We start from the raw sequence: 26877 nt of genomic DNA, 5'->3' as shown, positions 1-26877 counted from the left end.
AGACTGACCTTCATAAAGGTTTTGATATGGTTATTCCTTCCATAGATTCGGGCTCCTCAACTTCTTTGGCCAAAAACAGAGGCACAGCGCAAGCAAGTGGCCTCAAAAATGCTGCTGCCAACAGGGCACCTAAGCTCAATCAGGAAGTTTCCGAAACCAAAAACCATCTTCATATTGAAGAGAAGCCAACGAGCGACCAACAACCTAGTGGCTTACAGCTGCTTGATGACACTGCCTTTGAAGCTTCATCAACTGATGATCCTCAAGATCTTGCCGATGCTCGCAAAGAGGCTAACGCCCAGCCTGATTTCACCCTTGAACTATCCGGTCAGAATTCTGAACTCGCAGCGGCTACGCAAATTGATCAAACGGCCAAAGACTCCAGAGCCGATCAACAAGGCCAACAAAGGGCCAAGCTACCCTACACCTTCAACTTTGGTATTCGCCGTCCTATGGCTATCGCCGTTGCCATGAGTAAGCCCCAGCTTGGCAACCAGAATCCTGCGAGTGCCAATGAAGCCATCCAACAAACCTTGGATTTAGCAGCCACCAACCGTCTACCCTATGAAAGAGGCAGCCAAATTAGTCTGGTTGCCTAAGACGAGCCCAATAAAAAAATTCCATCGCGTTTCTTGACACCCATCAAACTATGGCTTAAGTTTCAAACATACGTTTGAACAACAAGTTCGCACACCAACAAAAAGCGGTACGGAGTAGAAGACTATGCCCACCTATAAAGCCCCCTTACGCGATATCCGTTTTGTCATGAACGAGCTGCTTGGCTATGAAGAGCACTACAAGGCTCTGCCCGGCGGTGAAGAAGCTGTTGAAGTGGTTGATGCCATTCTTGAGGAAGGCGCCAAGTTTGCAGAAAATGTACTGACTCCTCTGAATCAGCCTGGCGACCAGCAAGGCTGCAAGCTGGAAGATGGCAAGGTCACCGTACCCGAAGGCTTTACTGAAGCCTACCAGCAGTACGTAGAAGGCGGCTGGCCTTCAATGGCTCAAAACCCCGAATTTGGCGGCCAAGGCCTGCCCCACTCTTTGGGCATGGTACTGAATGAAATGATCTGCTCCTCCAACCTGGCTTGGGGCATGTATCCCGGTCTGTCCCATGGTGCTATGAGCGCTCTGGAGCACCACGGTACTGACGAACTCAAACAAACCTACCTGACCAAGCTGATTGAAGGCACCTGGACAGGCACCATGTGTTTGACTGAGCCTCATTGCGGCACTGATTTGGGCTTGATCAAAACCAAAGCGCTTCCAGAAGCTGATGGCAGCTTTAAAGTCAGCGGCACCAAAATCTTTATTTCCGCTGGTGAGCATGAAATGTCTGACAACATTGTTCACCTGGTGCTGGCCAAGCTACCTGATGCACCTGCTGGCAGCAAAGGCATTTCCCTATTTGTCGTACCCAAGTTCCTGCCCGATGCACAGGGTGAAGCCGGTGAGCGCAATGGCGTTAGCTGCGGCTCTTTGGAGCACAAAATGGGTATTCATGGTAACTCAACCTGCGTCATGAACTTTGACAGTGCAACAGGTTGGATGGTTGGTCAGCCCAACAAGGGCCTGGCAGCCATGTTTACCATGATGAACGCCGCCCGTATTGGCGTGGGTATTCAAGGCCAGGGCTTGATCGAAGCGTCTTACCAAAACTCTTTGGCTTATGCTCGTGATCGTCTGCAAATGCGTGCCCTTTCCGGCCCTAAAGCCCCTGAAAAAGCCGCTGACCCGATTATCGTCCACCCAGACGTACGCCGCATGCTGCTGACCCAAAAAGCCTTCAGTGAAGGTGGACGGGCACTGATTCTTTACACTGCCCAGCTGGTTGACAAGGTTGAGCATGGCAGCGATGAAGCCAGTAAAGAAGCTGATGAAATTCTTGGTCTGCTAACACCTGTGGTTAAAGCCTTCTTGACTGAAGTTGGCTTTGAAGCAACCAACGAAGGCCTGCAAATCTTTGGTGGTCATGGCTTTATTCAGGAATGGGGCATGGAGCAGTTTGTCCGTGATGCCCGTATTACTCGCCTCTATGAAGGCACCACAGGTATCCAGGCACTGGATCTGCTGGGACGTAAGGTGTTGATGAATCAAGGTGAGACCTTGAAGAAGTTCACCAAGCAGATTCACAAATACTGCCAGACAACCAGTCAGCAAGAAAACATGCATGAATTTGCCAAGCCTCTTTCTGAACTCAATAAAGAGTGGGGCGAGCTGACCATGAAAATTGGCATGAATGCTATGCAGAATCGTGATGAGGTTGGTGCTGCTGCCGTTGATTACACCATGTATTCCGGCTATGTGATTCTGGCCTACTTCTGGGCGCAAATGGCAGAAATTGCTCAGAAGAAACTGGCCGAAGGTACTGATGAGCAAGCTTACTATCAAGCCAAGCTGGACACAGCGCGTTTCTACTATGCACGTCTGCTGCCACGTACTCGCGCCCACGCAGCAGCCATGACTGCCGGTGCGGATAGCCTGCTGGCCATGGATGAAAGTGCATTTGGCTTGTGCTTTGAGGTGTAAAAGTTCTCTTTAGGGTAAGAGGAGTATTTGGGCGGCCTAGTGTCGCCCTTTTTTATAGTATTTTCACAAAAACCACATTTTCTTAACGTGATTGTGTTTAACTGCTAATCTGAGACCTGCAGGTCACAAAGATTCCTTGTGCTGTGCAACAAAGCAGGTAAGCTTTGCTGTATCAACGACTTAACTTGAACCCGGATAGAGGTAACCCCATGGCAAAATATAAGGCTCCCCTGCGTGATATGCAGTTTGTATTGAACGAGGTTTTTGAAGCCGACAAGCTTTGGGCTTCTATGGAAGCCACTCAGGAAGTGACTCCCGATTTGGCCGAGGCCATTCTTGAGGAAGGCGCCAAGCTCACCGAACATGAACTCTTCCCACTGAATCTGTCAGGTGATGCTGAAGGTTGTCGTTTCGAGAAAGGCCAGGTATTCACGCCCAAAGGCTTCAAAGAAGCCTACCAAGCCCTTTCTGAAGGCGGGTGGATGGGCCTGGGCGGCAATCCTGAATATGGCGGCCAGGGCATGCCCAAGATGCTGACCGTGCTGTTTGAAGAAATGCTCTATGCCTCCAATGCCGCCTTTACTCTTTATCCAGCACTTAATAATGGCGCCACCCTGTTACTGGATTCCCACGCCAGTGATGAGATTAAAGAAAAATACCTGCCACCCATGTATGAAGGCCGCTGGATCGGCACCATGTGTTTGACTGAGCCTCACTCAGGGACTGACCTGGGCTTGATTCGTACCAAAGCTGAACCCAAGGGTGATGGCACCTATACGATCAGTGGTAACAAAATCTGGATTACTGGTGGCGAGCACGACCTGGCGGAAAATATTATTCATCTGGTACTTGCCAAATTACCTGACGCACCTCCCGGCACCAAGGGTATTTCCCTCTTCTTGGTTCCCAAGCTTAAAATCAATGAAGACAACAGCCCAGGTGAAGCCAACCAGGTGAATTGCGGCGCTATTGAGCACAAAATGGGCATTAAGGGCTCGGCAACCTGCGTCATTAACTTTGATGGTGCTGAAGGCATCATGATTGGCGAACCCCATCGTGGCCTGGCTGCCATGTTCACCATGATGAACTATGAGCGCCTATCCATCGGCATTCAAGGCTTGGGCTTGGGTGAAGTGGCTTATCAAAGTGCCATGGATTTTGCCAAAGAGCGTCTGCAATCCCGCGCACCGACTGGCCCCAAAAACCCTGAAAAGCCAGCTGACCCCATTCTTGTCCACCCTGATGTGCGTCGCATGGCCTTGAATGTTCGTGCTTTCAATGAAGGCAGCCGCGCCTTTGCATCCTATGTAGGCATGCAACTGGATATCAGTAAATATCATGAAGATGACACCACCCGTAAGCATGCCGCCGATCTGGTTGCTCTGCTGACACCTGTGGCCAAAGCCTTCATCACTGATCGCGGTTTTGATGCCACCGTCGAGGCCCAGCAGATTTATGGCGGTAGCGGCTACTGCACCGAGTGGGGTGCCGAACAATATGTTCGTGATGCCCGTATTGCACAGATTTATGAAGGCACCAATGGTATTCAGGCGATGGACCTAATGGGCCGTAAGGTTTTCGCCAACAAAGGTGAGTTCCTGAATATCTTTACCAAAGATGTTCGTGAATTCTTGGCTGAATGCACCAGTGCCAATATGGCACCCTGGGCAGAAACTCTGGAAGCTGAACTCAAGCGTCTGGAAAATGTAACTGAGGCGGTGATAAAAGCGGGCTCAGAAAACCCTGAAGAAATCGGTGCAGCGGCAGTCGACTACCTCAACCTCTTTGGTTTGGTCGCCTATGCCTACATGTGGGCGCGGATGGTCAAGCTGGCACAGGAAAAGGCTGATGCCGACTCTTCGGGCTTCTATGCAGCAAAAATTCAGGTAGGTAACCACTATTTGAAGCGTATCCTGCCCCGTACGCTGGCCCTGGAGCAACAAATCCTGGCTGGCTCAGAAGTACTCATGACTTTGGAAGAAGAAGCCTTTTACGTTGAGTAAACCTTCCTGAGCTGTAAAACGAAAGCCCCTGAAATATCAGGGGCTTTTTTATTCAGAATTTCAGCTTTTCTCGAATACGCTCACAAGTTGCCAGCACCTTATCTCTGGGAAGCGGCGGGCTGAAATAATAACCCTGAACCAAATGACAGCCTGTCTCTTTGAGAAACATCAACTGTTCACGTTCTTCCACACCCTCAGCGACCACCTCCAGGTTCAGCTTGGCTGCCATGGCACTAACAGCTGATATTATTGCCATGTCATCCCGATCACCCGGTATATCCCGAACAAAAGAACGATCTATCTTTAATGAATGGACAGGCAATTGCTTCAAATAGCTGAGTGACGAATAGCCGGTGCCAAAGTCATCAATCGACAAACTAATGCCCAGTTGCTCAATAGCGTGCAAGATCGGCAAGGACAAATCCATCTGATCCATTAGGGTGCTTTCAGTAATCTCCAGCTCCAAATACTGGGGTGGTAAGTCATAGCGACTCAAGAGGTTATCCAAATAAGCGGGTAAATCAGGATCTTTAAGCTGCCGGGGCGAAAGGTTAACGGCAACATAGCAACGATAATCCAACCGCTGATTCAGCCAAACCAAGTCCTGGCAAGCCTGCTCCAGCACCTGACGGCCCAATTCAACAATCAACCCGGTTTCTTCAGCTATAGGAATAAATTCCGCTGGTGAAATCATGCCTCTTTCTGGATGTTTCCAGCGAACCAGGGCTTCAAAACCCACCACCTTAGCAATCGGTAAATTGACCTGGGGCTGGTAGTAGACTTCAAAGCTTTTCTCGACCAAGGCTGTTCTTAATTCTGTTTCAACTTCCAGCAAACGCGTTGCCTGCGCATTCATTTCCTGACTAAAAAATTGATAAGTATTGCGGCCCTGACTCTTGGCGCGATACATCGCTAAATCCGCATTTTTCATTAATTCTGTCGGGCTGGTGCTATCCGTTGGTGCCAAAGCAATACCAACGGAGGTAGTGACTATGACGCTTTTATTACCCAAATGCAGGGGCTGGCTGAGTTGTTGAATCACTTTGCGTGCCACCGCCGCTGCAGCATCAGGGTTTTGAAGATCATGGACCAGTAGCGTGAATTCATCGCCACCCAAGCGGGCAATACTATCTGACTCTCTAACACAAGTGCGCAAGCGCTCTGCGACTGTAATCAAAAGCTGATCACCAGAATCATGGCCCAGGGTGTCATTGATACGTTTAAAGTGATCCAAATCCAGATAAAGCAGGGCAGTCACAGTCGTTTGACGCTTGGACAGCTTGATTGCCTTATGCAGTCGCTGTTTGAAAAGACGACGGTTTTCAAGGCCGGTAAGAGTGTCGTAGAGTGCCAGCTGCTCCATTTTTTGGTGCGTCTGCTTAAGCGCCGTTATATCTTCAGCAACCAGCACATAAAACACTTCTGACTGATTTTTAAGTTCCAGAGGCGATAGCGAAACCATCATCCAATAGTGCCGCTGGGCACTGATTTTAAATTGCAGCTCACCCCGCCATTGATCCGTCTCACGTATCCCTTTGATGAGTTGATGGCGCTGATGACGACTGACACTACCCTTCAGCAATACATCCAGATCCATGTTGATGAGCTCTTGCTGTTGGCGTCCCAGCAGCTGACACAAGCGGGTATTGGAATAGCGGATCAGGCCTTGTGCATCACAAACCAGGATCGCACTACCACTATGCTCCAAGGCACTGGATAGCAACTGGAGCTGCTGTTGCTGCTCCCTTTGCGTACTGACATCCTGAGAAATACTCAAAATGACCGGCTTGCCGTCAAGGTCAGTAAATTGCAACTTACTGGTTTCCCAAATCCTGGGCGCTTCCTGCCCCATTCCAGGAATCAGCTCCTCTTTCATATAGATGCTTTCACCCGAGGATAAAAGCGCTCTTTCCTGACGCAACTGCTGTTCAAAAGCTTGATTATCACCGGTTAGTTCAGCCAGATTGCTTCCCTGCATATGTTGTGGTTTGGTATTAAAAAAGTCTGCTGCCGCTTTGTTAGTCAGTACAAAGCGGCCTTCCCGATCTCGGGCATAAATCATTTGTGGTGCCAGATCGATAACCTGGCGAAGACGTCGTTCACTGCGTTCGCGCCCACGAACAAGTTTGGAGAGTTGGTAGGTAGCAAAAAATCCCAGATTCAATATCAACAGCAGGATCAGCATTGCTGGAAAAAGACTTGAACTTACCAGCTGTTGCCCTGGACGAGGTAAGGGGTAGCGCAAATAACCCAAAGGTTGCCCTTCGGTTCCTTCCAGAACAAAGAGGTCATGACCACTGACAGTGATTCCCCGGAAGCTTAGATTAATTGCCGGTAGCTGATGACTCTCTTGCCAGTTTTCTAGCAGTTGCCGCGATAAAGGTTCCAGCAAAACCAGTTGCTCGCCAGCAGCTTCCATAAGTTGAAAAAAGTATAAGCGTTGCTCGGCCCGCACCAGCCCCTGTTCCACTGACTGCTGCAGTAGCTGCTCATAAAGAGCTGCAGGCAGGATCTGCTCTTCACCACAGAAGATTTCAGCCATTGAATTTGCCGGATCAAACAACAGGCACTTGTGTCCCAAGTGTTCTGACAAAAGTTCAACAAAGGCGCTCCTATTAAGGTGCCTGGCCAAGAGCGCCAGCTGTCCAGCATCTTTTTCAAGACGCCGCTGCTGGTCATTCAAAGCATATTGAAAATGCTGTTGCAGGCTCTCACGAGCCCGTTGATCACTAGTGTGCCCTACCAAGATCAAGCCAAAGACCAGTGCTAAAACTGATGCAATTGCTAAAAAAAGAAAAGGGGCAAAAACCCGTAAAGAGAACATGCACTTAGGCCACAGGCTGAAAATAGCAGACGCAAAAGAATACAGAAGACATCATTTGCACACAAGATTACTTACGTAACAGGATAGTTGATTTTCCTAGGTAAACTCTATGAAAATGCCAGTGACTGGCGAGCCACTGAAAACAATCTTCGCTGTAGAAGGTGATATGGGTTGGGTCCATCAAATAGTGCCAGCGACTAAACGCTTCCAAATTTCTTGGGCGCTGGGTCATGATACCCAGATAACCACCGGGGTTGAGGCAGGCGTTCAATTGCTCCATAACTTCTGCCGGTCGGGCCAGATGCTCAAAGACCTCGGTACTCACAATAAAGTCATATTGCTGCGCCAGGCGCTCAGGATACTTGGCAAAATAAGGGTCATAATTCAGGCAGGTAAAACCTGCTTCTTCCAGCATTAATGCCAAAGTCGGTCCAGGTCCCGAGCCAAAATCCAACCCGGTCAGGGAAGATCCACGTTCTTTTTCAAGTGCTTGAAGAAAGGGAAGAAGAGGCGTCAACAACTGATTCAGGAAGCCACGATAACCTGAGTCTTCGGGATTATTTTCATGCTGAAGATAAATTGCTTGCTCAGCAACAGGCGGCAGATGAAAAGCGGCGGGCACATAAACCAGATCACAGTGGCTACAAAGCCAATACTCACGACCCACCAGGGGATTGCGGGTTTCAGTGTGCCAAAGGCTGGATGAATCCTGCAGACAAAGAGGGCAGGAAGATGAATTCATGGGAATAATTGATAAAAAAGATGGTGCGGACGGAGAGACTCGAACTCTCACACCTTACGGCACCAGAACCTAAAACAGATGCACTGCAATAAAAAGACTTTACATTCAATGACTTGCGCCTCCTGCACTGTGATAATTGTCTATGCAAAGCCTTGATTTTACATTTTGTGCATCACCTAATATCACAATTCTAGCACACTACTACAGCTGCTATAGCTGACTAAAACCTTGCCATGCTCCCCAGCCCAAGAAAGCCAGAAATATTTAAGGTTATAATTTCTGGCCCTCCACCAAGAATACAGTAATCAAGCGCCCTGCGGGGCGCTTTTTTGTTTTACCCATCCACCAAGCCACCCAAAAAAGCGGTAGGTTTCTGAATTCCGGTTAAACACCAGAGCCCCAATCAGAAAAGCTGGCCAGTCACCAGGTCTTTATGCCTAGATCGTATTGCGTTTCGGTCGCGGTAATCAGGCTCAGAACGACTCCAGATTACCTCAACACTTTTATCAATTATGTGTACAGGCGTGGCTACAGGTATCCATCCATCATCTGTCTGCTGAACTGAAAAAGCCGACCACCTAGCATCACAGATTTCCATCAATTGTTCACTTGGCGGTGGCTCTGGATGAAACATGCTAGAGTACCAAAGATTTCGTGGTACAGACTCCCTGGCCCAATCGGGATTAGGAATGTTGCTGATTGACCCTTCTCTTTCGTAATAGTCGATCACAGGCGCGTTCACATAACTAATGTAACCACTGTAACTCAATGTAGGAAACACAAGAGTCATGATCCTATCTAGGGATAATCTGTAATATTGAGGACCAGACAAAGCCAGGGGAAATTGATTTATAAGTCTTGATGCAATTATTACTCCATATCCACTCAAATCGAATGTTTCGTTGTTAATTTGTATTAAATTTTTGGAAGCCGAAAAACTTGATGTAAATGATGGCTGCCAATCATAATCTAAGCTACTTCCACCTCTTGTCCCAATTAAAAATGGCGCCCTATTTGTGATTGCCATGTATCTTGTAATGCCTCTATCATAGTCATAATCAATCACACGACTTTCACTAACATCATACTCAGCTTGATATTGAAACTTTATAGTATTATTCTTATCTTCAATCTCTACTTCAAAATTTCTTGAAATAGTGCCGGAGCCACCCCAGCTTCCAATGAAAGAATGGTTTCTCGGGTCTGGATCCCATATGCGCTCAACCGTGTCGTGAGCACCAAAATTTATAGGACTGGATGCTATTTTGATGTGCTTTACAACCCCTCCTTGATCTGACAAAGCACCTGTTGCTGTTATAAAATCTGAGTTGATATTCCTAATTCCTGATCTGATTCCATTATTCATGACGTAAAAGCCAGCAGCCGCTGGCACGGCCATATCTTCATAAACCCTGCCCCTAGATATTGTGTAGCTAGTTGTTCGCTCCATGAATGGATAAGGGCTGTAATCTGCTTCATCTCTTCCACGTAAAGTATAAATAATGCGATCATACGAAGGCACTGATGCCGGGCTTGCCAAAGCGAATACTTCACACCACTTCGGTTTTTTCACGTCCCCTAAAACCCTGAACTTCGGAGTATAGCTGGCGGGGGGCAGATCACCACTAAAACAGCTTGTCGGCCTGTCAATATCCGGCTGAATCTGCATCATGTAAATTCCAGATAGCCCTGTTTCCTGTTGTGACGACCCGCCGCCAGTCGCCGCTGCGGCCTCCTGACCCCATGTCATCAGGCCAGTAGTGCCGTTTATTTTCTCAGGCGGATTATCCTTCAGCTTTTTCTTTTTGGTACGCTTGCCTGCAAGGCGCTGGATGCTTTTCTGAATCGTGGTCATGGCTTGCTCGGTTAACTGTAGGGGTTAGTCAAATAAATCCGGGTTTGATTGCCGTTTTGGTCTTCAGCTAGGATGCTTTGAATTGCAGACACCTCTACGCTGACAACCCCTTCCTCATCAAATATTTCAGTGGGTGGCCAGTAGGTGCGCTCGTTTATATCAACCTCAGTCAGCGGGCCTTCAAAAACCTCTGCCGGATCGCCAACAGCAGCGCCAGCGGTGGACCCTGATGCATTTTCCTGCGGCCAGGTCATTAATGCAGTGCTTCCACTGATCTGTTCTGGTTTCCGAGGTTCATCTAAGGTTTTTCCAGGGTTGCGGGCAAGCCGTTGGATGGATGTTCTTATTGTGGTCATCAGCTAACACTCATTCCGATTTCAATAGGATCTGTATCACTGTATTCCGGTGCAGGCATCGTAAAGCTGCTTTTGCTAACACTGGTAACCCTGGTGGCTAGTAGCCGCCATGCCTGTTGTGCGCTGTTCCATGAATAGGTAGACAAGGTGCCAACCGTCTTTATCAGCCCTGGTTGATTTTCGATAGTTCCAGCGCTTTCTTGATCAATAACACGAGTTGTCAGTAAGTGTGCAGGCCCTGGTGCTCGGTCCCTCTTTTCATCTAGCGTTACGCTCACACTGTCAAAATCTTCAGCGCCATAAGTGCTATAGGTCGTTTCAGTCACTGCGATTCCCGCGTCAGGGTCCAGCCTGTGAACCACTTTTATAACGCTACCATTCACGAAAGCTGAAGCTAAAGGTGATGTGACAGTGACTGAGTTTTGACGGTGGCTTTCTTGAATTTCTTTGTGTGCTGCTGCGGCATGTGCATTGATCCAGCTGTTTAGGTCGCCTACGAAATCAATCTCCGGAGGCTCGCCTAATTGGGTTTTCCATCCATCGGGTGCAGTACCGGGGTACTCTCTTGCTATTCGCACTCTTTTTATAGATCCTGAAGCATTGCCAACCGTCATCGTCCCTTTAATGATCAGCTGACTCTCAAAACGCTTGACCAGTGTTGCGTTAAAGCTAGTGGTGGGGTTGGTGTTGATCACAACAAAGTCATTACGGTTTTCATCATCTTGATCCCCGTAGTAAATGGCTTCTACGATATGATCTTGCATTCGCCACTGTGATATAGAATCACCATCAACAAATGCTGGTACCCAGCCGGTTGACCTTAATAACTGTTCAACTTCCCCCCTGGTCATCCTTGCCGAATCAAACTTGGCTTGATTTTGGGCGCGAATGAAATCAGTCATCTGCTCACCTTCAGCGACTGGCAGCTGATCGCTGTCGGTCCAAGAGTATTGAGCAGTCACTTGTTCGTAGGTTGGCACCCGGTATTCAATCTCGAAAATCACACCATCCAGTAATGTGGTATAGCTGGGGGTGTTGGTGCTGGTTTCGATTACTGGTGACCCACCACCGCCACCCGAACCCCAGCCAACCAGCTGCGGAACCCCTGAGCTGGCATTAACGCTGCCAAAGTAGGTTTTCATTCGATCCTGAAAATAGTCCCAACCCTGGGCTTCATCATCACTTAAATCAGGGTGCCAGGGTGCGCCAGAAAACATGCTGTCAATCTGATTGCGGGTTAGCCGATTAACGGCCCGCTGAAGACCAGAAGTGCATTCCAGGCGTACTAATCCCTGGTCAGTGTTCTCTGCACGGTCCACCAGGCCAGTGAATAGCGTTCCTGCACTGCTGCCAATACTGATACTATCGCCTGCATTCGCGCTTCCCTGAACTGTCAGCTCAGCAGTGGAGCTGCCATTTTCTTCATGCTCAACAATAACAGGTCCTACTACTTTTCCCACGCTACAAGACACACTCCAGTGGATTACACTCACTGCTCTTCTCCGCTAATACTCCAGGTTTGCTGAACCGAGTCCACATCAAAATCGGTCACGTAGATAGACACTCCTCCGAAGGCGGCAGTCGTCAAAGCACCAGGGCTGACTGGCGGGGTTCCAGTGCCACGCGCCTGCACTCGACGCTTGCCATAGGCCATCATTGGAATGGCTGATCCATCCGATGCACGAAGGATTGTCCAGCCGTTTTGTAGTAAGCCTATGCTGATGCTAGTGGTTTGATCTGGTATGGGGCTGTCGTCATCCCCATCAAATGCCGCTTGTTCGCTATTGATTGACCAGGTTACCTGCTGGCTTTCCAGGTCCGTGGAGATCTCAAAACGGAAGCGCCCGGTCACGGTAGCCAGATCGCCAGGAACAGGGCCGACTGGCTCAAGAGTCACTGGCTGCGACCAGTCCACATCACCAAAATCGGGCGGCACCCAGCCAGTACCTCGAATGCTCAGATTTATCCCCTGATCGCTGGTAGTGGCCTGTTGGCTCATCGTCAAGCGAGCCTCGGCAGGCAGGTCTGCTGGTTTGATAATCATGCCTGAAACTCCTGTTCGATCTGTGGTGCCCCTATAACCTGGCCAGTTAGTTGCTGCTTGTAGAACCCGGTTCGCTCCGGCAGCAGCTCCTGGCTTTGTGCTGGCAAGATAACGACATGAGCCGTGATATTGATTGCCTGAAGCTGACTGGTCGCCTGGTTTTCAAGCTGGGCGACCAGGCACAAGGGCCCACCGCCGACCAACGCCAGCTGCATAACCTGCTGGGTCAGGTCGCTGGTCCGCAAATCCAGTTGCCAGCCGGTCACCCGCCAGGCCCACTGCTCAGGTCTGCTGCCCAGGGTCAGACTGGCAACCGGGCGGGCCTCGACCTGGGCCTGCAGGGTCAGGGTGGCATTGACGGCTGAATGGCCGTCCAACGATACGCGCCCGACCCCTGACCAGCTGTGATCATCAACCAGGGTCAACAGGTCGTCAGGGGTGCAGGTTCCGCTCGGTACGTCGCTGACGGTGAAGTCACTGCCAATGGCAACCCGCCTGATCTCAGGCCCGGAGTTCAGAAGCAGCCGTTCCCCGCTCTCCGTTTCCAGCAGGCCGCCTTCCTCTTGCAGCCAGTAGTATTCATCTGCCATAGCGGCCTCAGCTGTTCAGGTAGGAAACCAGTTCGTCCAGCGTCAAAACCCGGCTGACATTGTTCTGGACGACCATGATTTTTTCAGACCCGGCCAACGGCTGGGCGGGGTCAAGCTGGCTGGTTTTTTTGCCCTGGGGCGGTTCTCGCAGCCACTGCAAAAAGTCCGACTCGCTCCCGGCATTCCCGGCGTCCAGCCAGATTTGGTAGGCTGATTTGCCGGGCTCTCCCGGCTCTCCCGGTTCGCCAGGCTGGCCCGGCTCCCCCGGAGCCCCTTCAATCGCCGCAAGAAAATCTGCCTCCGAACCGATGTTGCCCTGAGCAAGCCAGAGGTCGTAGGCTGATTTTCCATCCTTGCCGGGTTCCCCTGGTTCGCCTGGTTCCCCTGGTTCGCCATTTTGGCCAGGATCACCTTTCAGGCTGTCTATAAAATCCTGCTTGGTGCCGGTGTTGCCCAGTTCCAGCCAGATTTCGTAGGCGCTTTTTCCATCAGCCCCAGTTCCGTTTTCTTCTTCCGGGGGCTCAGAAACAGCAAGACCACCGTTGATGGTGGCCTCGTTTAATGCGCTGCCGTTAATCAGCATGGCTTACACCTCCATCACGTAGCCCCGGACAACCAGCTTGCCTTTGAGGGTGCCGGTAGCAGCAACGGCCACCGCAACACGTACACTGGTCACGCCGTTGGAGTGTGCAGGACTGAATGTCTGGCGGGCGTGTAAATCGGTGGCAGTGACTGGCGTAGCAGCCAGCAGGGTGTTGTCTTCGGTTTCGTCTGTGCCGATCTGGATTTCAGGCGCACCGTCTGGCGTGTCGCTGACCGTGGTGATCCAGTCCAGGGAGTCGATGAGCAGGATGGTGTTTTCTGGCAACTCCAGATCAGCAGTTGCTGTTTCGTTGGTCAGGTCGATTTCTGCAGTAGAAAAAACCGACTGCATGGCCGCTCCGCAAGCCAATTCGGGCAAGCTCTCAATTTCGCCTTGTGCGACTGGCTCAAAGTCTTTTCGGTATATTGGCCTTGAAACGTCAGAAGGCAGGTAGGAAATTGCCGTTGACCTCAAACCGCCGTTGATACTTGCTATTCCTTGGCCCAAGGATATAGCACCAGGGGCTTCAGTTTTTGCATTGTAGCCAAGGGCAATACTGTCTGGCGCATCCTTGCAAATCGCATACCCGCCAATAGAAACGCTTTTTGGCGAATCATCAATGTAGGCTTCAGCCCCTATAGCAGCAGATCCCATTCCAGTGCCGACCTGAGCCTTCCATCCAATAGCAACACCGTAATGCGCTGGGTGCCATACTGCAGATTCATCTCCTATAGCGACACTCTTGACTGACTGACATTGCGACCAATTGCCCACTGCGACACAATACGCTCTGTCGCCAAAACCTTCATAATACTCATCTTTATCAACTTCATCTGAAAGAAGCATGGCGTAGTGACCTATACAGATACCGCCCCATTCAGGTGACCGCTTAATTGCCTGCTCGCCAATAACTACTCCGCCGGTATAAAGTAGTTCATTCCAATTAAGCAGGTAGTTGATAACTCCTGAGGTTAGACGGCACTCGGCAACTGTATCTGCAGGCCATAAGCGGGGCTCAGTTCCTTCTCGACCACGCAAAACTGAAACTACCGTGTCATCATTAGGGTTAACTTTGTAAACATATACAATCTCGACATTCTGTCCATCAGTCAGGGTTAAAGGGTAGCCAAGATTCCAGTCTGGCTCTGTTGCCCATGATGGCCCCCAAGGTATTCCGGTATGTGGCGAGCTATCGCTTAATGTTACTTCTTCGCCTTCCTCGCTGAGTGTAGTTGCCAGCTTTGTTTTATAGTTGTTAATCGATTTACTCATATACGGTACGATATGCTCGATTAAGCGTTCTTCAGACATTTTTAACCTCTCTTTCTCAGTTCTTTGATGATTTCGCTTGCTACGCTGGCACCGATGCGCCTTGCAGCTTGCTGGATGGTTTGGGTGAGTTGGTTTAACTCGGATTGATCGACAACCAGCTTGACCGGCACTTCTGCGTTGAGCTGGTTAGCTAATTGGGCGATTTGTTGCTGAAGTTGCTGCGGGGTGGTTTCGATGTTGAGTGCTATATTGGTTTCAATGCGCTCTGGCAGTTGATTGATGTCGGTGGCTAAGCCCTGCACTTCCCGACGCTGTTCCTGCAGGCTGCGGGTTTCTCGGTCTACCGATTGCGCCGACTGGTTTTCAATCTCAGCCATGCGCTCCCTGGCTTGTCTGCGAAGATCCAGAGTTCTCACTTCCTCCATGCCGGTGCGCTGGCCGGTAGCAAATGCCCTGTTTTGCTCCCGCATGAGGTTTGTCACGGCCTGCTCGACGGCCTCCAGTTCTTCCCGCGTCTTGGCAGTCTGTATTGCTTCGCTGAGGTCGATGTTGGCTTGTTGGGCTTCGCTCAAAAACTGCCTTACCTGGCCGGATAAGCCGCTAACCTGTTCCGATGCTTTGCGGGCGCTTTCATCGGCGGCTTGTGCGGCTCTTTCTACTGCTTCAGCGCCGACCTCCCCCAGCTCTCTCAGGGCAGCGATTGAGGCCTCAGAGCGTAGACTTCTTGCGACTCTATCCCCCAGGGATTCCATCTGCTGCGCAGTCAGCTGGCCGGATTGCACAACCTTCTGGAAGTAGTCGAGGGTCTTCTGTTCGCTGGCAGTGATGCCGGTTTCCAGTTCGTCAAAGCTGGTGCCCAGTTCCGACAGCCAGACTTCGGCTTCTTCCTTTGCCCGGCGCTGGGATTCTGCGGCTTCATCAGTGGCATCAGCCAGATCGCGGGCAGCTTCGGCCTGGCCTCGGATGCCTTCGGTGATCTTCTGCTGTTCGCCTTCCAGCTGCCGGATACGTGCCAGCTGTTGATCTCGCAGGTCGTTTTCACGCTCCAGTTCGACACGCGCATTGGCTAACCGGCGCTGCTCCCTGATGCTGAGCTCTTCGCCTGCTTCCGCTGCGGCTGTTCTCTTGGCTTCCAGCCGGTCAATCTCTAGTTCCAGGTCAATAATAGAGTTAAAGGTTTCTTTTGCCGCCGCACTCATGTTAAGCAGGGCAGCATCTACTTCGGCATCGGATAGCTCGCTGACGCTTTTGTTTAGCAGCTCAGCGGCTTCAGCCAGGTCATTCAGTGATTCGCCCGCATCATTGGCACTGCCTTTGAATACGGCAAACCCAGCAGAGGCGGCGGCTATTGCAGTGGCGATTAAGCCAACTGGATTGGCTCGCACAACGGAATTGAAGGCGACCATTGTTCGGGTGGCAGCAGCGGTTGAGGCTGCTAGAGCGCCCTTGGCAGCGGTCAGGGCGGCGGCTCCGCGAGTTGCGGCTAGGTAGGCAGCAGTCATTACGCCCAGAGCGGTTGCGATACCCTGGATCGCTGCGATAGCGGTGTCGTATTCACCAGCACGTAGCGCATCGTTAAAAACAAAAACTTCCTCTGCGACACGGCTATAAAAGCCTTCCAGTCGCTCCCCCACCTGCAGATAATCTGCCGTGGCAATGCGGGCTTCCTGGATTGCCTGGGCCAGGGTGTCCTGGGCACCAGCCAGGCGTTCGGCTTGCGCTCTTGAAACACCACCTACCCTGTCTTCCAGCAGGCGTAGCATTTCTTCCTGTGCAGCGGCAACGCCGTTGGTCTCCTGCATGGCCCTGATCATTTCCCGCTGCTCAGCAGTGAAGACTCGGCTTAACGCGTCAATGCTGCCAGCTGGGTCATCAAAGGCTCTGGCAAGCTGTCGGGTGGCGCCCACAAGATTGGTCTGCATCACGGCGGCATAGTCGGCGGCTCGCTCTGTAATGCGGTCAAAAGTTTCGGTACCAATGTTCTGATAACCCAGCAGGATTTGCTGGGCTTCCATAACGCCTTCGGTGCTTTCCAGAGTTGCCAGGGCCAACTGTCGGGCCTGTTCATGCATCTGCTTTGCTGAAACTTCACCAGCACGGCCAGAAGCCTCTATCAGGGCCTGGGTGCGCAGCAGGTTACGTTGCAGAAGCTCCTGCTCATCAATGATTGAACCCATCTGTTGCTTGGCACCCAGGGCGGCAAGGGCACCAGCAGCCAGGCCAATGGCCTTTTGCATGTCGCTAAAACCGGCACCGGCTTGAGTGGCTTCCTGGCCGATTTCGCCTATCTCTGTTTTAGCTGCATTCAGCTCCCCCGCCATTTCTTCGGTGCGGCTGGCAAGCTGCTGCTGGGCATCCTGAAGGTTGCGGGTGTCTACCCCTGAACCGGTTAGCTCGGTACGCAGGCTATGCAGGGCTTGCTGCTTTTGCTCGTAAGCATCTTTGCTGTTGGCTGCTGACTTCTTGGCTCGCTCAAAGCTGCGTACCAGTGACCGGCTGGGTTCTTCCGTGGCGGCGATTTCCTGAGCCAGTTCGCGCACGTTGGCAGTGGCAGATTGCCAGGCCTGTTCAGCATCCACGGTTTCTGTCTTGAGTCGCCGGAAGTTATCGATGCTTTGTTGAATGCCCTGGGCGCTCGATAGCTCTTCATTTAGCCGGGAAACCGAATCGCGCAACTGGTCAAACTGCTCCCCTGCCGCACCCGCTTCTTCAAGCTGTCGAAACTCGCTATCAAGCTGCTGGGCTTCTTGTGCGAGCTGGTCAAGGCTGGAGGCGGCTTCTTCAGCCCCTTCGCTAACTTCATTTCGGGCACGCAGGACTAAATCAACGGCGCGTTGGTCGCTCATATTTGGATCTCGGAGTAGTGAATTTCAGGCATTAAAAAACCCGCTCGATGGCGGGTTCGGAGAACTCTTTACATAAACTCAGAAAAACTCAAAATCAATATTTGTATCCTGGCTGGGGCCAAAAACAAAATCACCTGAAGAGTCGCCAGCAGATAGGTTGCTTAACTTTTCTGCATCAAATGCTTGTTGAAAAGTAATTACTGAATTATTGGCTCGAAGTGTAATTTCGTCAGCAAAAATCTGGCCAGTAAACCTTGATCCTGCCGCACCAATATCCACCTCAGCATTGGCGGCATATATCATGCCGTACATATCATCTAAACGCCCCAGTGAGACCTTATCGCTAGTCGTTGTCATCAATGCAAAAGTCGGCAAACCAGTGTTGTTTACCGGGACTTGTGGCTCAGTACTGAAAAAATTACCGAAGTTAATTGCCCCTGATACGATTAAAACCAGACTGGAGTCATTAGCCATTCTAAATGTGGTTCTGTTACTTAGATCAAGATCACCATCAACAAACAAGAGCACATTACCTGTAGCAGTATTAGTACCACCTACATCGAGTTCGTTGAGTCGAACAGCATGGTACTCCTCACCTAAAAAGGTCTTGGTTTCAAACTGTCCTGAGCCAACCACTTCAACACCATTCTCATTTTTTAAGCTCCCCGGCTCCACATTAAAGCTATCTATACTGGGGTTTGAAAGCGGCAAGTCTTTCAAGTTCATATGATCAATAATAGCTTCCAGATTAAATGGATCTGATGCTCCGCCATAGGTGCCACTGCTACCCTGTACACCTACGCCAGGGCGACCACCTTCACTAAGTTGCCCGCCTAAAGCTACATCGCCAAAAATATTTGCATTCCCTGTAGTCGTAATGTCTCCAATCGCTCGGGCGGCATCTTCACCAAAGGTCTCATTTAACACTTCGCCAGCGGTTTTATTGCCATGCGGAGAATCATTGCCACCACCATTCTGGCCGTTCTCAGGTATTAAATCGAAGGTAATTGTTATTCCCATGCCTACTTGAGAAACCATGCTTTGCTGATCCTCTGATCCTTGCCAAGCTTGGACAGCCATGAAGATACTGTCACCTTGTTCAAGTTCACTGCATTCAATTTGAGTATCTGATTTAGTTTCATCAAGGTGCCACCAGATCTCCGGTTCATCCATAAAGTTCTGAGGGTCTGAATAATCCCCTTCAACCGCTTCAATAAAATACTCACAAGATGCTGAAAGATCAGCATTTGCATGCTCTGCATTACCCGCTTCGCTTCGTAATGTGAATATACCGGCCTCCGCAGCTGCCTGGATACTGGCTGCCATCACACGACTCTGGGCAATCCGGGTTTCCGTGCCTGTTCTATCAATACCTGAGATGATTGCAGTGCCAACAAATAGCATTAGCAGAAGAGCAAGTACAAGAATAAAGCCCTGCTGATTTTGAGGTTTCACTTGGGTAGGAATCCGTGTCTTCATCCGTAAATTCTCCATTTGGACTTATGAGTCTTATCGAACACTACCCCAAGAACAACCATTTGGCAAAGGCCTCAGTCAAAAACCAGACAACAAAAACAACAAAGCCCCGGCAGTTCAGCTGCTGGGGCTTTGTTTTTTTAAACGAATCAAATCAGTATCTAAAGAACCCCTGCCCTGTCAGGCTGGTGTTGCAGCGCTGTTGGATGCTGTAGAGGGCGTTGCGGGTGCTTTCCAGATGGTGCCTGAGTGCCAGAACTTCCAGTTGGCAGGCATGCAGGTCGTGGCCCTGATCGCTGAGTTCTTTCACCAGCGCCAGCGTGGGTGATTTTGCATCCATGCCGTAGACCATATCGGGTGTGACCTGAAAGCGGCCCTGGGGCATCAGGCTTTGCCGGTGACTGAACCAGGGGTTCATTTTGACCCAGCGTTTTACGGAGTAGTCCAGCTTCTGGCTGGGTTCCGGCAGTTGTTCCTTGGGTAGTAGCTCGCCTTCCAGCAGGGTTTGCACGTAGCTGAGGCCTTTTTGCACCTGTTCTTTGCTGGCGTCTTCAATGTGTTCAACGCCGAGATAGCCGTTCACGGTGCGCCAGACGCTGGCGTAATCCGCTGGCTTACCCTGGGCAGATCGCTGGTTGGCCAGGGAGCGCACGGCGATGTTCAGCGGGTGGCGGTCTTCAACGGTTGAGGGTTGTTGGTGGCCACGGCCATTGAGCAGGTCAGCCATGCGATTGAATTCGTTGATGTAGGCTTCTTTGATCTGCGCGGCTTTTTTGCCAGTGAAGCCCATGACCAGAAACATAAAACCGTCTTTGGTCATTTCGTAGACTTTGGAGAGGCGCTTAACTGGCCCTGCCTGAATCATTTCATCGTGAGCGTAAAAATGCGCTGACGCAAATTCGGCAGAGCAATCAAGGCTCTCGATCTTTCTGAGCACATCTTTGTGGAGCTTATTGAATGCTTCAGCCACCTTTAGTGAGGTGGTTTTGATCTGGTTATGATCTTGAAAGATAGCATTCTGAGGTAACGCGATTGCGTTGGTCATGGCTTCACCCTACGAGTAGTTATGTTTTTACTCCCCACTCTGTCAACAGTGGAGAGCGAACCGTGCGGGTTGACAGACCGGTCGTAGGCACCGGCAGGCGCAAGCGCCTCCCACACGGCCCGCCCATAACAGGCTTGCCATGCGGACACAAAAAAACCGCTCGGGTGGCGGTATCGTGTCCACCTACTGTAAAACGGGCTGTCAATCCCGACTGCTGAATTTGCAGCAGTGAGGGAAGACTAGACCGAGTCAGGAGGTGGTGTCAAGGGTTATTGATCTATTGTATCTGGTGGAAACTTAAAACAATTTCCGTACATGTCCTCATATTCTACAAAAACTCTGAGGCATCCATTTGAAAGCAGTGTTTTAGAAGAAAAGTCTTTAGCCGCTATTTTAAATATTTCTTCCTTAGAGCTTGCCTGCATCACATAACCTGCATTTAAAGAAACACAGTCCAAAATATTTACCTTGTAGTTTTTAAAAACAGTATCTAGCCATTCACGCAAATCAGAACCATTGTAAAAATCACGTTTACTGCCCAAAACCTGCAAGCTTGCACTCTTTATTAAAGCGGGACCAAGCCCCGTATTATGAATTCTGTAATAAAAAACATCACCATCCACACCCTCAGATGTGTTCAAAACTGGCCTTAAAGATGATTGAGTCAGTTTAATCTGCTCAGCCGTTTGCAGTGTCCGGTGAAAGCTACCCACCATCACTCCAAAGGGAATGCCCAGAGCCATCAGGCCAAGGGTCAGCTTGCTGTTGGTGACCCAGTGATTAAAACCATCAATAGAGAAGTCAAAGCCTGCACCCCAGAAAATCTTGACGTTGAGCAACAGGCCAATAGCCACTGGAGTCAAAGCGGCCAGCCAGAAGAGTTGGTGTTTATGGAGTGCCTGATTGGGGTGAAGCTGGAAATCTATCTTGAAGTTGGGGTCTTTTTCTCGGGTGCCCTGAGTCATCCAGCGGGTGATGGCATTGGCAAGGCCCCAGGCCAGAAGGCTGGCTGCGATACAAAACCCGATAAAAATTAGAAAATCCATTTGTGACCAAGCCCTTTAAATAATGACATAGAAAATTGACGCTATGCCAACAAATACAACAAGCTGACCCAAACAGCCTGAAAGCTGGTTAGTCCTTAGTTCTGCTTCTTGCTGTACTACCTCGTTAGCTTTTTTTTCAGCTTCTTGAACAGCCTGCTGAACTTCTTCTTTTGATTTCTTTGCCTCTTCCGCACTGGTGCAGACATACTCTTCGATAACCAAAGCAAGCTCACCAATATGCGAAAAGCTGCTGTATTTATAGTTACCATCTTCAAATGTCTGACGATCAGGCTTGAAGTTGATTACAGCGTTGCAGCCTGCCTCCTGTGCGCAGGCCTTGAAGTGGTCAAAGGCTTTATCTTTATCATCTTCAAAGCTGGTTTCAATTTTCTTCTTGAAGATGACCTTTCCATGCTTTGGCTCTCCTTTAGCCACAAAAAATGATACCAGCCGTTCACCAATATGAACCGGAAGCACTTCAACCTGGGTGGCACTAAGGCCCTTTGGGGTTGGTACAGGGTCAAAACTGACAGGAGTGCCTTTGATCAGCTGGCTTTCTTGCTTCTTGTCCTTCAGCTTGCTGACATGCAGGAAGTAGCTTTCACCATCTTCACCGTCAATAAAGCCAAACTTCTTCGACGCAACAAATGAAACTATCTTTCCTTTCACAGTGCCTCCATGTGTCTTCTTTTGCTGCAATGCTACGGCATGCCCTCGATCGCTGCAATAATCAGCTGGGCGGCCTTGTAACCGTAATGTGCGAAAACCATGAAGGTAATAGGTGCCATCAAGTCATCCCCGTACCGTGGTGACTACCTGCTTTTGTCAGGCTTCTCAAAGGCTTTTTTCAGCATCAGAAAGCAGGCTGAAAAACAGACAGCCACCACCCCAATGGCCACTGCATAAGCCAGAATTTCATGGAAAGGCATAGATACCTCCAGCAAAGTTGTTTTCAGCACAAAGTTTGAGCTATCATTGTTCATGAGTGTTCAATCTCCTTTCGTGATGGTTGGGAGTGTTGATCTGAACCCCAGCGAGGTGGCCGCCTTTCTGGGGTTTTTCTTTGCCTGATCTCAGGCATCACTTAACTGGCACCTCCACTATCTCTTCTTGGGCCCAGGCGGGTAAATCCTTTGCAGTTGTCGGAACCCTGGTTACAACTGAATGCAGGTCGTCTAACATTTTTTCCCGCATCAGTTTGGCTTCAGGGGTGCGTGCAAGCATGATCATCAGGTAAACCCCTTGTCGTGAGAAAACACGAGTCTGGCGGTTTTGGCTTGCTGAGTGTCCCTTGCATTCATCATCGTGAATTTTGGTCAGCTTCGTCATGTCTTCCGTAAATTCATCCTGATAACGCTTGTACAGGGCATTGATTTGCTTTCCAGGCTTGGTATAGCCCAGTGCCTCACCCAGTTGCACTGCACGCACCCAGGCATTCTCTTCCAATGAAATTGCTTCTAACATATTGTTATTTATACCAAGTTGGTTCATAACACCTCCACCTAAAGCACCTTGGTAACAAATTGTAACATAAAATTACTTTTATTTTGCAATTGACCTAAAAGACGACAGTTAATCCGCCATTTGCACTCGGAAGAAGCGGCTGGCTCCCTGGGCGTTGATGCTGGAATCCGAAAGCAGTCCGCCCTGAATGGTCATTTCGGCAAAGTCGTCTCCGATCCAGTTCAGGCCATCGGTGGGGCTGGGCTTGAAGCGGTGGGCTTTGACTTTGGCTGGTTTGCCGGACTGGGCTTCGTTGAGGCCATCAAACACCAGGCGGTATTCCTGCCCTGCTTCGGTCAGGGCTTCCAGGTTGTGCTGGGGCACCGGGGTGTAGTCGATCTTGATGGCTTTTTCTTCACTCAGCTGGCCGCCAAGAATACGCAGGCCTACCGGGGTGACTTCATACTCGGTGCCCTGCTGGTACACGGTTCCAGAAGCACTGAGGTAGCTGATCTTCAGGGTGTCGCTTTCGCTGATGTCACCACCGGGCAGAACCTGAATTTTGTTGTCCTGGGTGATTTCATAGTCCGTGCCTTCGGTGTAGGTGGTGTCACCGGCATTGTTCTTCACAACCAGACCACTGGTCAGTGGCTGAGCCGGTTCGATCAGGCCACCCACCGGCACAGTAACTTCTTCATCTTCCACTTCTGTGGTGCTGGAGTCTGTTGAGCGCACGACCAGAGTTTCTGGGTCGGGAATCCATTCCAGATCAACCAGCGCACTGGGGTAGGCCGTGTGAGCCTCCCCTACTACAGCAACAGGTTCTTGTAGCTTGGTGGTGCCTCGTGTGGCCATGGCCAGGTTGCGGGCGCTGAGGTCATGCGCGGTAATAGAAACATTGACGCTCTGAATCCGGCTGACTTCATTGCGGTTACCGCCCCCGGCATCCATGTGATTGGGTAGTTCTTTTTTGTCTTCGGTAATGCTGATGTTGAGTGCAGAGCAGTTGCCTACCGGTAGCAGTGGCCCTGAAGGGTAAAGCCCCATGTAGATGATGCCTTTACCGAGGTAGGAGCGGTCTTTGATTTGGGTATTTTCAGCCATGATTAAGCCTCGTAGTTTTCAATGATGGTCAGGGTGACGGGGATAAAAGACAGGGCGTAGCGGCTGTCTTCAGTTGTACTGGGGGCAGACCCCTGCTCTTCTACGCTGATTGCCTTGCCATTGAGGGCGCGGCTACCCAATGGCGTGAAGAGGCAGGTGCGAATATCGTGTTCCAGATTGGCAAGCTGGGTGTCCGATTCCTCGGATGGCCGAACAGCCAGGAAGATTTCTGGCATGTACTGAAGCTTGGCTTTGCTGGAGCCTCGCTGCCCTGGGTCTGTCGGGCCGTGGCTAACGATGACCAGGGGCGTTTTCGGGTTCACTGACAGTGTGTAGGCAGCAGGGCCACAGACCACGTTTTCATTCAGATCCGTGTAGTAGCCGTTGGCGGTGCTGATTTCCTTCAGTTTTTCCTGAATGGCTTTCAGGGCTTGTACGGCAGGTGCGTTCATGCGGCTTTTAACCTCATCAGTCGTTCGTATTCACCAATCACGCGAGCTGCTGCCAGGGTTTTCACATCAGGCATAACGGTGCTGAAGGCCTGGCTGGGTGACGGTGAGTAGAGGGTTTCCAGGCCTTTGCTGCGACCTTCGCCGTTTTTGGATTTCCCTGCTGCAGAGGCAACACGCACCATGATGCCGGTGCGGCCATTGGCAAAACGCATCAGGAAGGCGCCGGGCATCTTGACGCGCACACCCCGGATGTTGACGCTGACACCGCCGCTTTGTAGCTCTCGGTGCGGGTAGCGGGTCATGAGTACGCCACGCTTGCGGGTGGAGAGCACGGCCTCCAGGTCGTTGGAGTTGGCCTTTTTGGCAATCCGAAGTTGCTGGTTCAGGTAGCTGGATTTGAGCTTCAGGCCGTCTCGAATATCACGATTAGCTGCTGTGCGTGCCTGTTGAATGGCGCGGTTGAGTGCGCGGGATGCGGCCTGGTCGCTTCTTTTGTCCAAGACCCGCAGTTCACGGGCACTGTCTTTCAGTTGTTGGTTGGCATTAGTCATAAGGCAGGGCTACCCATCTGGATTCGTAACCGTCATTGCTGAGCAGTTGGTGAAGTCGCCAGTGCTTACCGTTCGAGATAATGCGCAGAACCAGGCCGCGCTTTGGCTCCAGCTCGACCGGCAGACCGATTTCGCAGCGGGTTTCCTTGATAAAGCCGTTGTCATCCCTGACGGCCATGTCTTCCGTGATTTCAACCCTGCAAGGCTGGGGGTCTGCGTCTTCAACGATAATTTCTGCTGTTTCGCCCAGGCGGTCAAAGACCTCCTGGTTCAGTTGGGCCTCAAACTGGCTGAAGTCCATTATTTACTACCTGCAGCGCCTGTTTTGCCGGGTTGTTTGCCAGTTGGTTTCTGGTCGTCCTGTTCAGGCGCGGCGGTTTTTGTAGTGGGTAGCTTGGCAGCGCCTTTGGCAATCAGGCTGTCAATTTCTTCCTGACTGGCTTCAAACTCTGCGCCAGCAGGGATTTTCTGTTCTGGTTTCTGGATGGCGGTAATGGCAATGGCTTTGGGCATGGTTGTGTTCCTCGGTGGAAGGTGGAGCAGGCAGCCGGATAGACCGGCTACCTGTGTGGCTCAGCGGATTAAAGCACCCGCGCTTTCAGCGAGCAGTTGGGGCGCATGGGCACCATTAGCGGGGCTGATTGGGTCATGATCCACAGGCCTGCGGGGTCTTCTTGTTCCCACATTTTCGGGAACATGCTGGCAGGCTGGTAACCGGCCTTGCGATCCATGATGGCACCGAAACAGCGCACCCCACGGATGCCAGGGCCAACCAGTACCACTTCTTCAGGGTGCAGGATTTCTTGCTGGCTGCCGTCCTGTTCTTCGTAGTAGCCGGAGTAGGACCAGACCGCTAAGCCGCCATCAAAACGGCCCAGGAATTCCACTTCTTCGCCTTCGCGCACACCGATGTTGAAGCTGTTGCCTTCGGTGCCGCGCACCTGGGTATCCAGCAGCTTGCGCACTTCCTTGTTGCGCAGGAAGTGTTCAGTTGCTTCTTTGCCCAATACCAGGTTGTTGGTGGGGCCGCCGAACTTGGCACGGCGGGTGGTGCCACGCCAGGAAGTGAGCTGACTTGGAATATTGGCATTTTCATCACTCCACTGTTCAGAGCCCAGCAAGGTGACGTTGTGGTTGGGGTCGCGCTGGAAGTCCACTAGGGTTTCTGGGTAGTCTTCGCCCTTCAGCTTGATTTTGCCATCGATGACAGCGCGGGCAGCCATGACTTCCCAGCTGCGCTCAATCGCGGAGCGATGGGTTGCGAGGATGTCTGCAACGATGGCGTCTTCACGCTGCTCTTGAGTGGCTGATCCACCAAGGGCTTCGCCGGGGCGACGCTTGATGGAGCGATCTGGCGTTACCATGTCCTTGGGCTTCATGTAGGCAGCACGGAAGCGGCTGGCTTCAGCGGCGCGCTTGTAGATGGGCACGCCTTCAGCCGTGGGAATGACCAGCGGTGCCAAGGTGCGGTTGCCCTGGATTTTTTCCAGATCAATCCATTCCGAGGGAAAACGCATTTCTTCAGCAAAGGCCATGTTCAGCCAGAAGCTGGGCATGGGGTCCAGGTGTTCCTGCACTTGCAGCAGGGTATGGGTATCGTAAAGTTCAGGCATGAGGGTCTCCTGGGCGTACTGCTGGCAGTACACCAATTCAATGGGGTTTTGAGGGAAATTCAGGGGTTAGCGCATAGCCTTGATGGCAATGTTGCTGGTGGAGGCTTCACCGAAGGCAGCCAATTTTTTGTCCAGATCGTCATAGCTTTCATGCCAGTAGAGGCGATTGGGGTTGAAGCAGCCGCCCCAGTAGCAGGGTGCGTCAGCGGTTTCGGCTTCACCGGTTTTGACGGCGACCATGGAGATAGCAACCGGGGTGCCCAGGGTGCCTTCACCGCCGTGCTCTGCCGGTACCAGGTTGCCGGAGGCATCACGCGCCAGCACGGTATGAGCAGGCAGATCCTGTTCGGCGGCGAAGGTGCCCTTGTCGGTGTGTTGCTGTCGCTCGCCGGTGAACAGGGGTTCGTCGGTAAAGCTGGTGGTGTTTTCGTAGGCGGCAATACCGGCCTGAGTGGTGTTGAGTTGTGGCATTAGCATGCCCTCCTGCTTCTTGGGTTTTCAGG

26 protein-coding genes are annotated in these 26877 nt (G+C 51.1%); 3 read left to right on the top strand and 23 right to left on the bottom strand.

The genetic code is table 11. The annotated features are described in order from the left end of the window. Positions 1-26 precede the first annotated feature (26 nt). From BM185_RS01155 to BM185_RS01145, 3 genes are all read left to right on the top strand, one after another. Positions 27-599 (top strand): hypothetical protein, encoded by a 573-nt coding sequence (locus BM185_RS01155; RefSeq protein ID WP_091958046.1) that lies wholly within the window; start codon positions 27-29, stop codon positions 597-599. Between the two features lie 124 nt (positions 600-723). After that, entirely contained in the window at positions 724-2529 is a 1806-nt protein-coding gene (locus BM185_RS01150) for an acyl-CoA dehydrogenase C-terminal domain-containing protein (protein ID WP_091958043.1), read from the top strand. Between the two features lie 209 nt (positions 2530-2738). After that, on the top strand, positions 2739-4532 hold the full coding sequence (locus BM185_RS01145; protein WP_091958040.1) for an acyl-CoA dehydrogenase C-terminal domain-containing protein: 1794 nt from the start codon (positions 2739-2741) through the stop codon (positions 4530-4532). 52 nt (positions 4533-4584) lie between these two features. Here BM185_RS01145 and BM185_RS01140 read toward each other — a convergent pair whose 3' ends face one another. The 23 genes from BM185_RS01140 to BM185_RS01035 form a co-directional block, all read right to left on the bottom strand. Beyond that, complete coding sequence (locus BM185_RS01140; RefSeq protein WP_177203433.1) at positions 4585-7278, bottom strand: putative bifunctional diguanylate cyclase/phosphodiesterase; 2694 nt, start codon at positions 7276-7278, stop codon at positions 4585-4587. A 145-nt stretch (positions 7279-7423) separates the two neighbouring features. Further along, positions 7424-8098 carry a class I SAM-dependent methyltransferase gene (locus BM185_RS01135; protein ID WP_091958035.1) on the bottom strand — a complete coding sequence of 225 codons (675 nt, stop codon included), beginning with the start codon at positions 8096-8098 and terminating at the stop codon, positions 7424-7426. Between the two features lie 403 nt (positions 8099-8501). Then, a complete protein-coding gene (locus BM185_RS01130; protein WP_091958032.1) occupies positions 8502-9953 on the bottom strand; it encodes a hypothetical protein in 1452 nt (483 codons plus the stop codon). 11 nt (positions 9954-9964) lie between these two features. After that, positions 9965-10309 (bottom strand): hypothetical protein, encoded by a 345-nt coding sequence (locus BM185_RS01125; RefSeq protein ID WP_177203432.1) that lies wholly within the window; start codon positions 10307-10309, stop codon positions 9965-9967. Continuing rightward, positions 10309-11769: a hypothetical protein gene (locus BM185_RS01120; RefSeq protein WP_091958026.1), complete on the bottom strand. Its 1461-nt coding sequence runs from the start codon at positions 11767-11769 to the stop codon at positions 10309-10311. Before BM185_RS01120 ends, BM185_RS01125 begins: the two co-directional genes overlap by 1 nt. 29 nt (positions 11770-11798) lie before the next feature. Then, positions 11799-12353, bottom strand: a complete 555-nt coding sequence (locus BM185_RS01115) for a hypothetical protein (protein WP_091958024.1) — start codon at positions 12351-12353, stop codon at positions 11799-11801. Further along, positions 12350-12943 carry a hypothetical protein gene (locus BM185_RS01110; RefSeq protein WP_091958021.1) on the bottom strand — a complete coding sequence of 198 codons (594 nt, stop codon included), beginning with the start codon at positions 12941-12943 and terminating at the stop codon, positions 12350-12352. Before BM185_RS01110 ends, BM185_RS01115 begins: the two co-directional genes overlap by 4 nt. Positions 12944-12950: 7 nt before the next feature. After that, the gene (locus BM185_RS01105; protein ID WP_091958019.1) at positions 12951-13526 is read right to left on the bottom strand and encodes a hypothetical protein; all 576 of its coding nucleotides are present in this window, start codon (positions 13524-13526) and stop codon (positions 12951-12953) included. A 3-nt stretch (positions 13527-13529) separates the two neighbouring features. Beyond that, positions 13530-14837, bottom strand: coding sequence for a hypothetical protein (locus BM185_RS01100; RefSeq protein ID WP_091958016.1), 1308 nt, complete (start codon positions 14835-14837; stop codon positions 13530-13532). A 2-nt stretch (positions 14838-14839) separates the two neighbouring features. Next, complete coding sequence (locus tag BM185_RS01095) at positions 14840-17644, bottom strand: coiled-coil domain-containing protein (RefSeq protein ID WP_091958014.1); 2805 nt, start codon at positions 17642-17644, stop codon at positions 14840-14842. A 78-nt stretch (positions 17645-17722) separates the two neighbouring features. Then, positions 17723-19123 carry a DUF7305 domain-containing protein gene (locus tag BM185_RS01090; RefSeq protein WP_091958011.1) on the bottom strand — a complete coding sequence of 467 codons (1401 nt, stop codon included), beginning with the start codon at positions 19121-19123 and terminating at the stop codon, positions 17723-17725. Between the two features lie 151 nt (positions 19124-19274). After that, complete coding sequence (locus BM185_RS01085) at positions 19275-20165, bottom strand: Rha family transcriptional regulator (RefSeq protein ID WP_091958008.1); 891 nt, start codon at positions 20163-20165, stop codon at positions 19275-19277. Positions 20166-20434: 269 nt separating this feature from the next. Continuing rightward, positions 20435-21130 carry a hypothetical protein gene (locus BM185_RS01080; RefSeq protein WP_143089460.1) on the bottom strand — a complete coding sequence of 232 codons (696 nt, stop codon included), beginning with the start codon at positions 21128-21130 and terminating at the stop codon, positions 20435-20437. 96 nt (positions 21131-21226) lie between these two features. Next, positions 21227-21880 (bottom strand): cold-shock protein, encoded by a 654-nt coding sequence (locus BM185_RS01075; protein ID WP_177203431.1) that lies wholly within the window; start codon positions 21878-21880, stop codon positions 21227-21229. A gap of 143 nt (positions 21881-22023) precedes the next feature. Beyond that, positions 22024-22194, bottom strand: a complete 171-nt coding sequence (locus BM185_RS14635) for a hypothetical protein (protein WP_177203430.1) — start codon at positions 22192-22194, stop codon at positions 22024-22026. A gap of 97 nt (positions 22195-22291) precedes the next feature. Next, positions 22292-22702 carry a BRO family protein gene (locus BM185_RS01070; protein ID WP_091958001.1) on the bottom strand — a complete coding sequence of 137 codons (411 nt, stop codon included), beginning with the start codon at positions 22700-22702 and terminating at the stop codon, positions 22292-22294. A gap of 81 nt (positions 22703-22783) precedes the next feature. After that, the gene (locus tag BM185_RS01065; protein WP_091957998.1) at positions 22784-23758 is read right to left on the bottom strand and encodes a phage tail tube protein; all 975 of its coding nucleotides are present in this window, start codon (positions 23756-23758) and stop codon (positions 22784-22786) included. Positions 23759-23760: 2 nt separating this feature from the next. After that, on the bottom strand, positions 23761-24210 hold the full coding sequence (locus BM185_RS01060) for a hypothetical protein (protein ID WP_091957995.1): 450 nt from the start codon (positions 24208-24210) through the stop codon (positions 23761-23763). Beyond that, positions 24207-24761 carry a phage tail protein gene (locus tag BM185_RS01055; RefSeq protein ID WP_091957993.1) on the bottom strand — a complete coding sequence of 185 codons (555 nt, stop codon included), beginning with the start codon at positions 24759-24761 and terminating at the stop codon, positions 24207-24209. The genes BM185_RS01060 and BM185_RS01055 overlap by 4 nt, the downstream gene beginning before the upstream one ends. Next, the gene (locus BM185_RS01050; RefSeq protein WP_091957990.1) at positions 24754-25062 is read right to left on the bottom strand and encodes a hypothetical protein; all 309 of its coding nucleotides are present in this window, start codon (positions 25060-25062) and stop codon (positions 24754-24756) included. Before BM185_RS01050 ends, BM185_RS01055 begins: the two co-directional genes overlap by 8 nt. Beyond that, on the bottom strand, positions 25062-25274 hold the full coding sequence (locus BM185_RS01045; RefSeq protein WP_091957988.1) for a hypothetical protein: 213 nt from the start codon (positions 25272-25274) through the stop codon (positions 25062-25064). Before BM185_RS01045 ends, BM185_RS01050 begins: the two co-directional genes overlap by 1 nt. A gap of 68 nt (positions 25275-25342) precedes the next feature. Beyond that, on the bottom strand, positions 25343-26374 hold the full coding sequence (locus tag BM185_RS01040; protein WP_091957985.1) for a major capsid protein: 1032 nt from the start codon (positions 26372-26374) through the stop codon (positions 25343-25345). Positions 26375-26440: 66 nt separating this feature from the next. Beyond that, a complete protein-coding gene (locus BM185_RS01035) occupies positions 26441-26845 on the bottom strand; it encodes a head decoration protein (protein ID WP_177203429.1) in 405 nt (134 codons plus the stop codon). Between the last annotated feature and the right edge of the window lie 32 nt (positions 26846-26877).

This window comes from Marinospirillum celere (assembly GCF_900112235.1).
In the GTDB taxonomy this organism is placed as follows: Bacteria; Pseudomonadota; Gammaproteobacteria; order Pseudomonadales; family Halomonadaceae; genus Marinospirillum; species Marinospirillum celere.
This window is presented reverse-complemented; position numbering and strand designations above follow the sequence as displayed.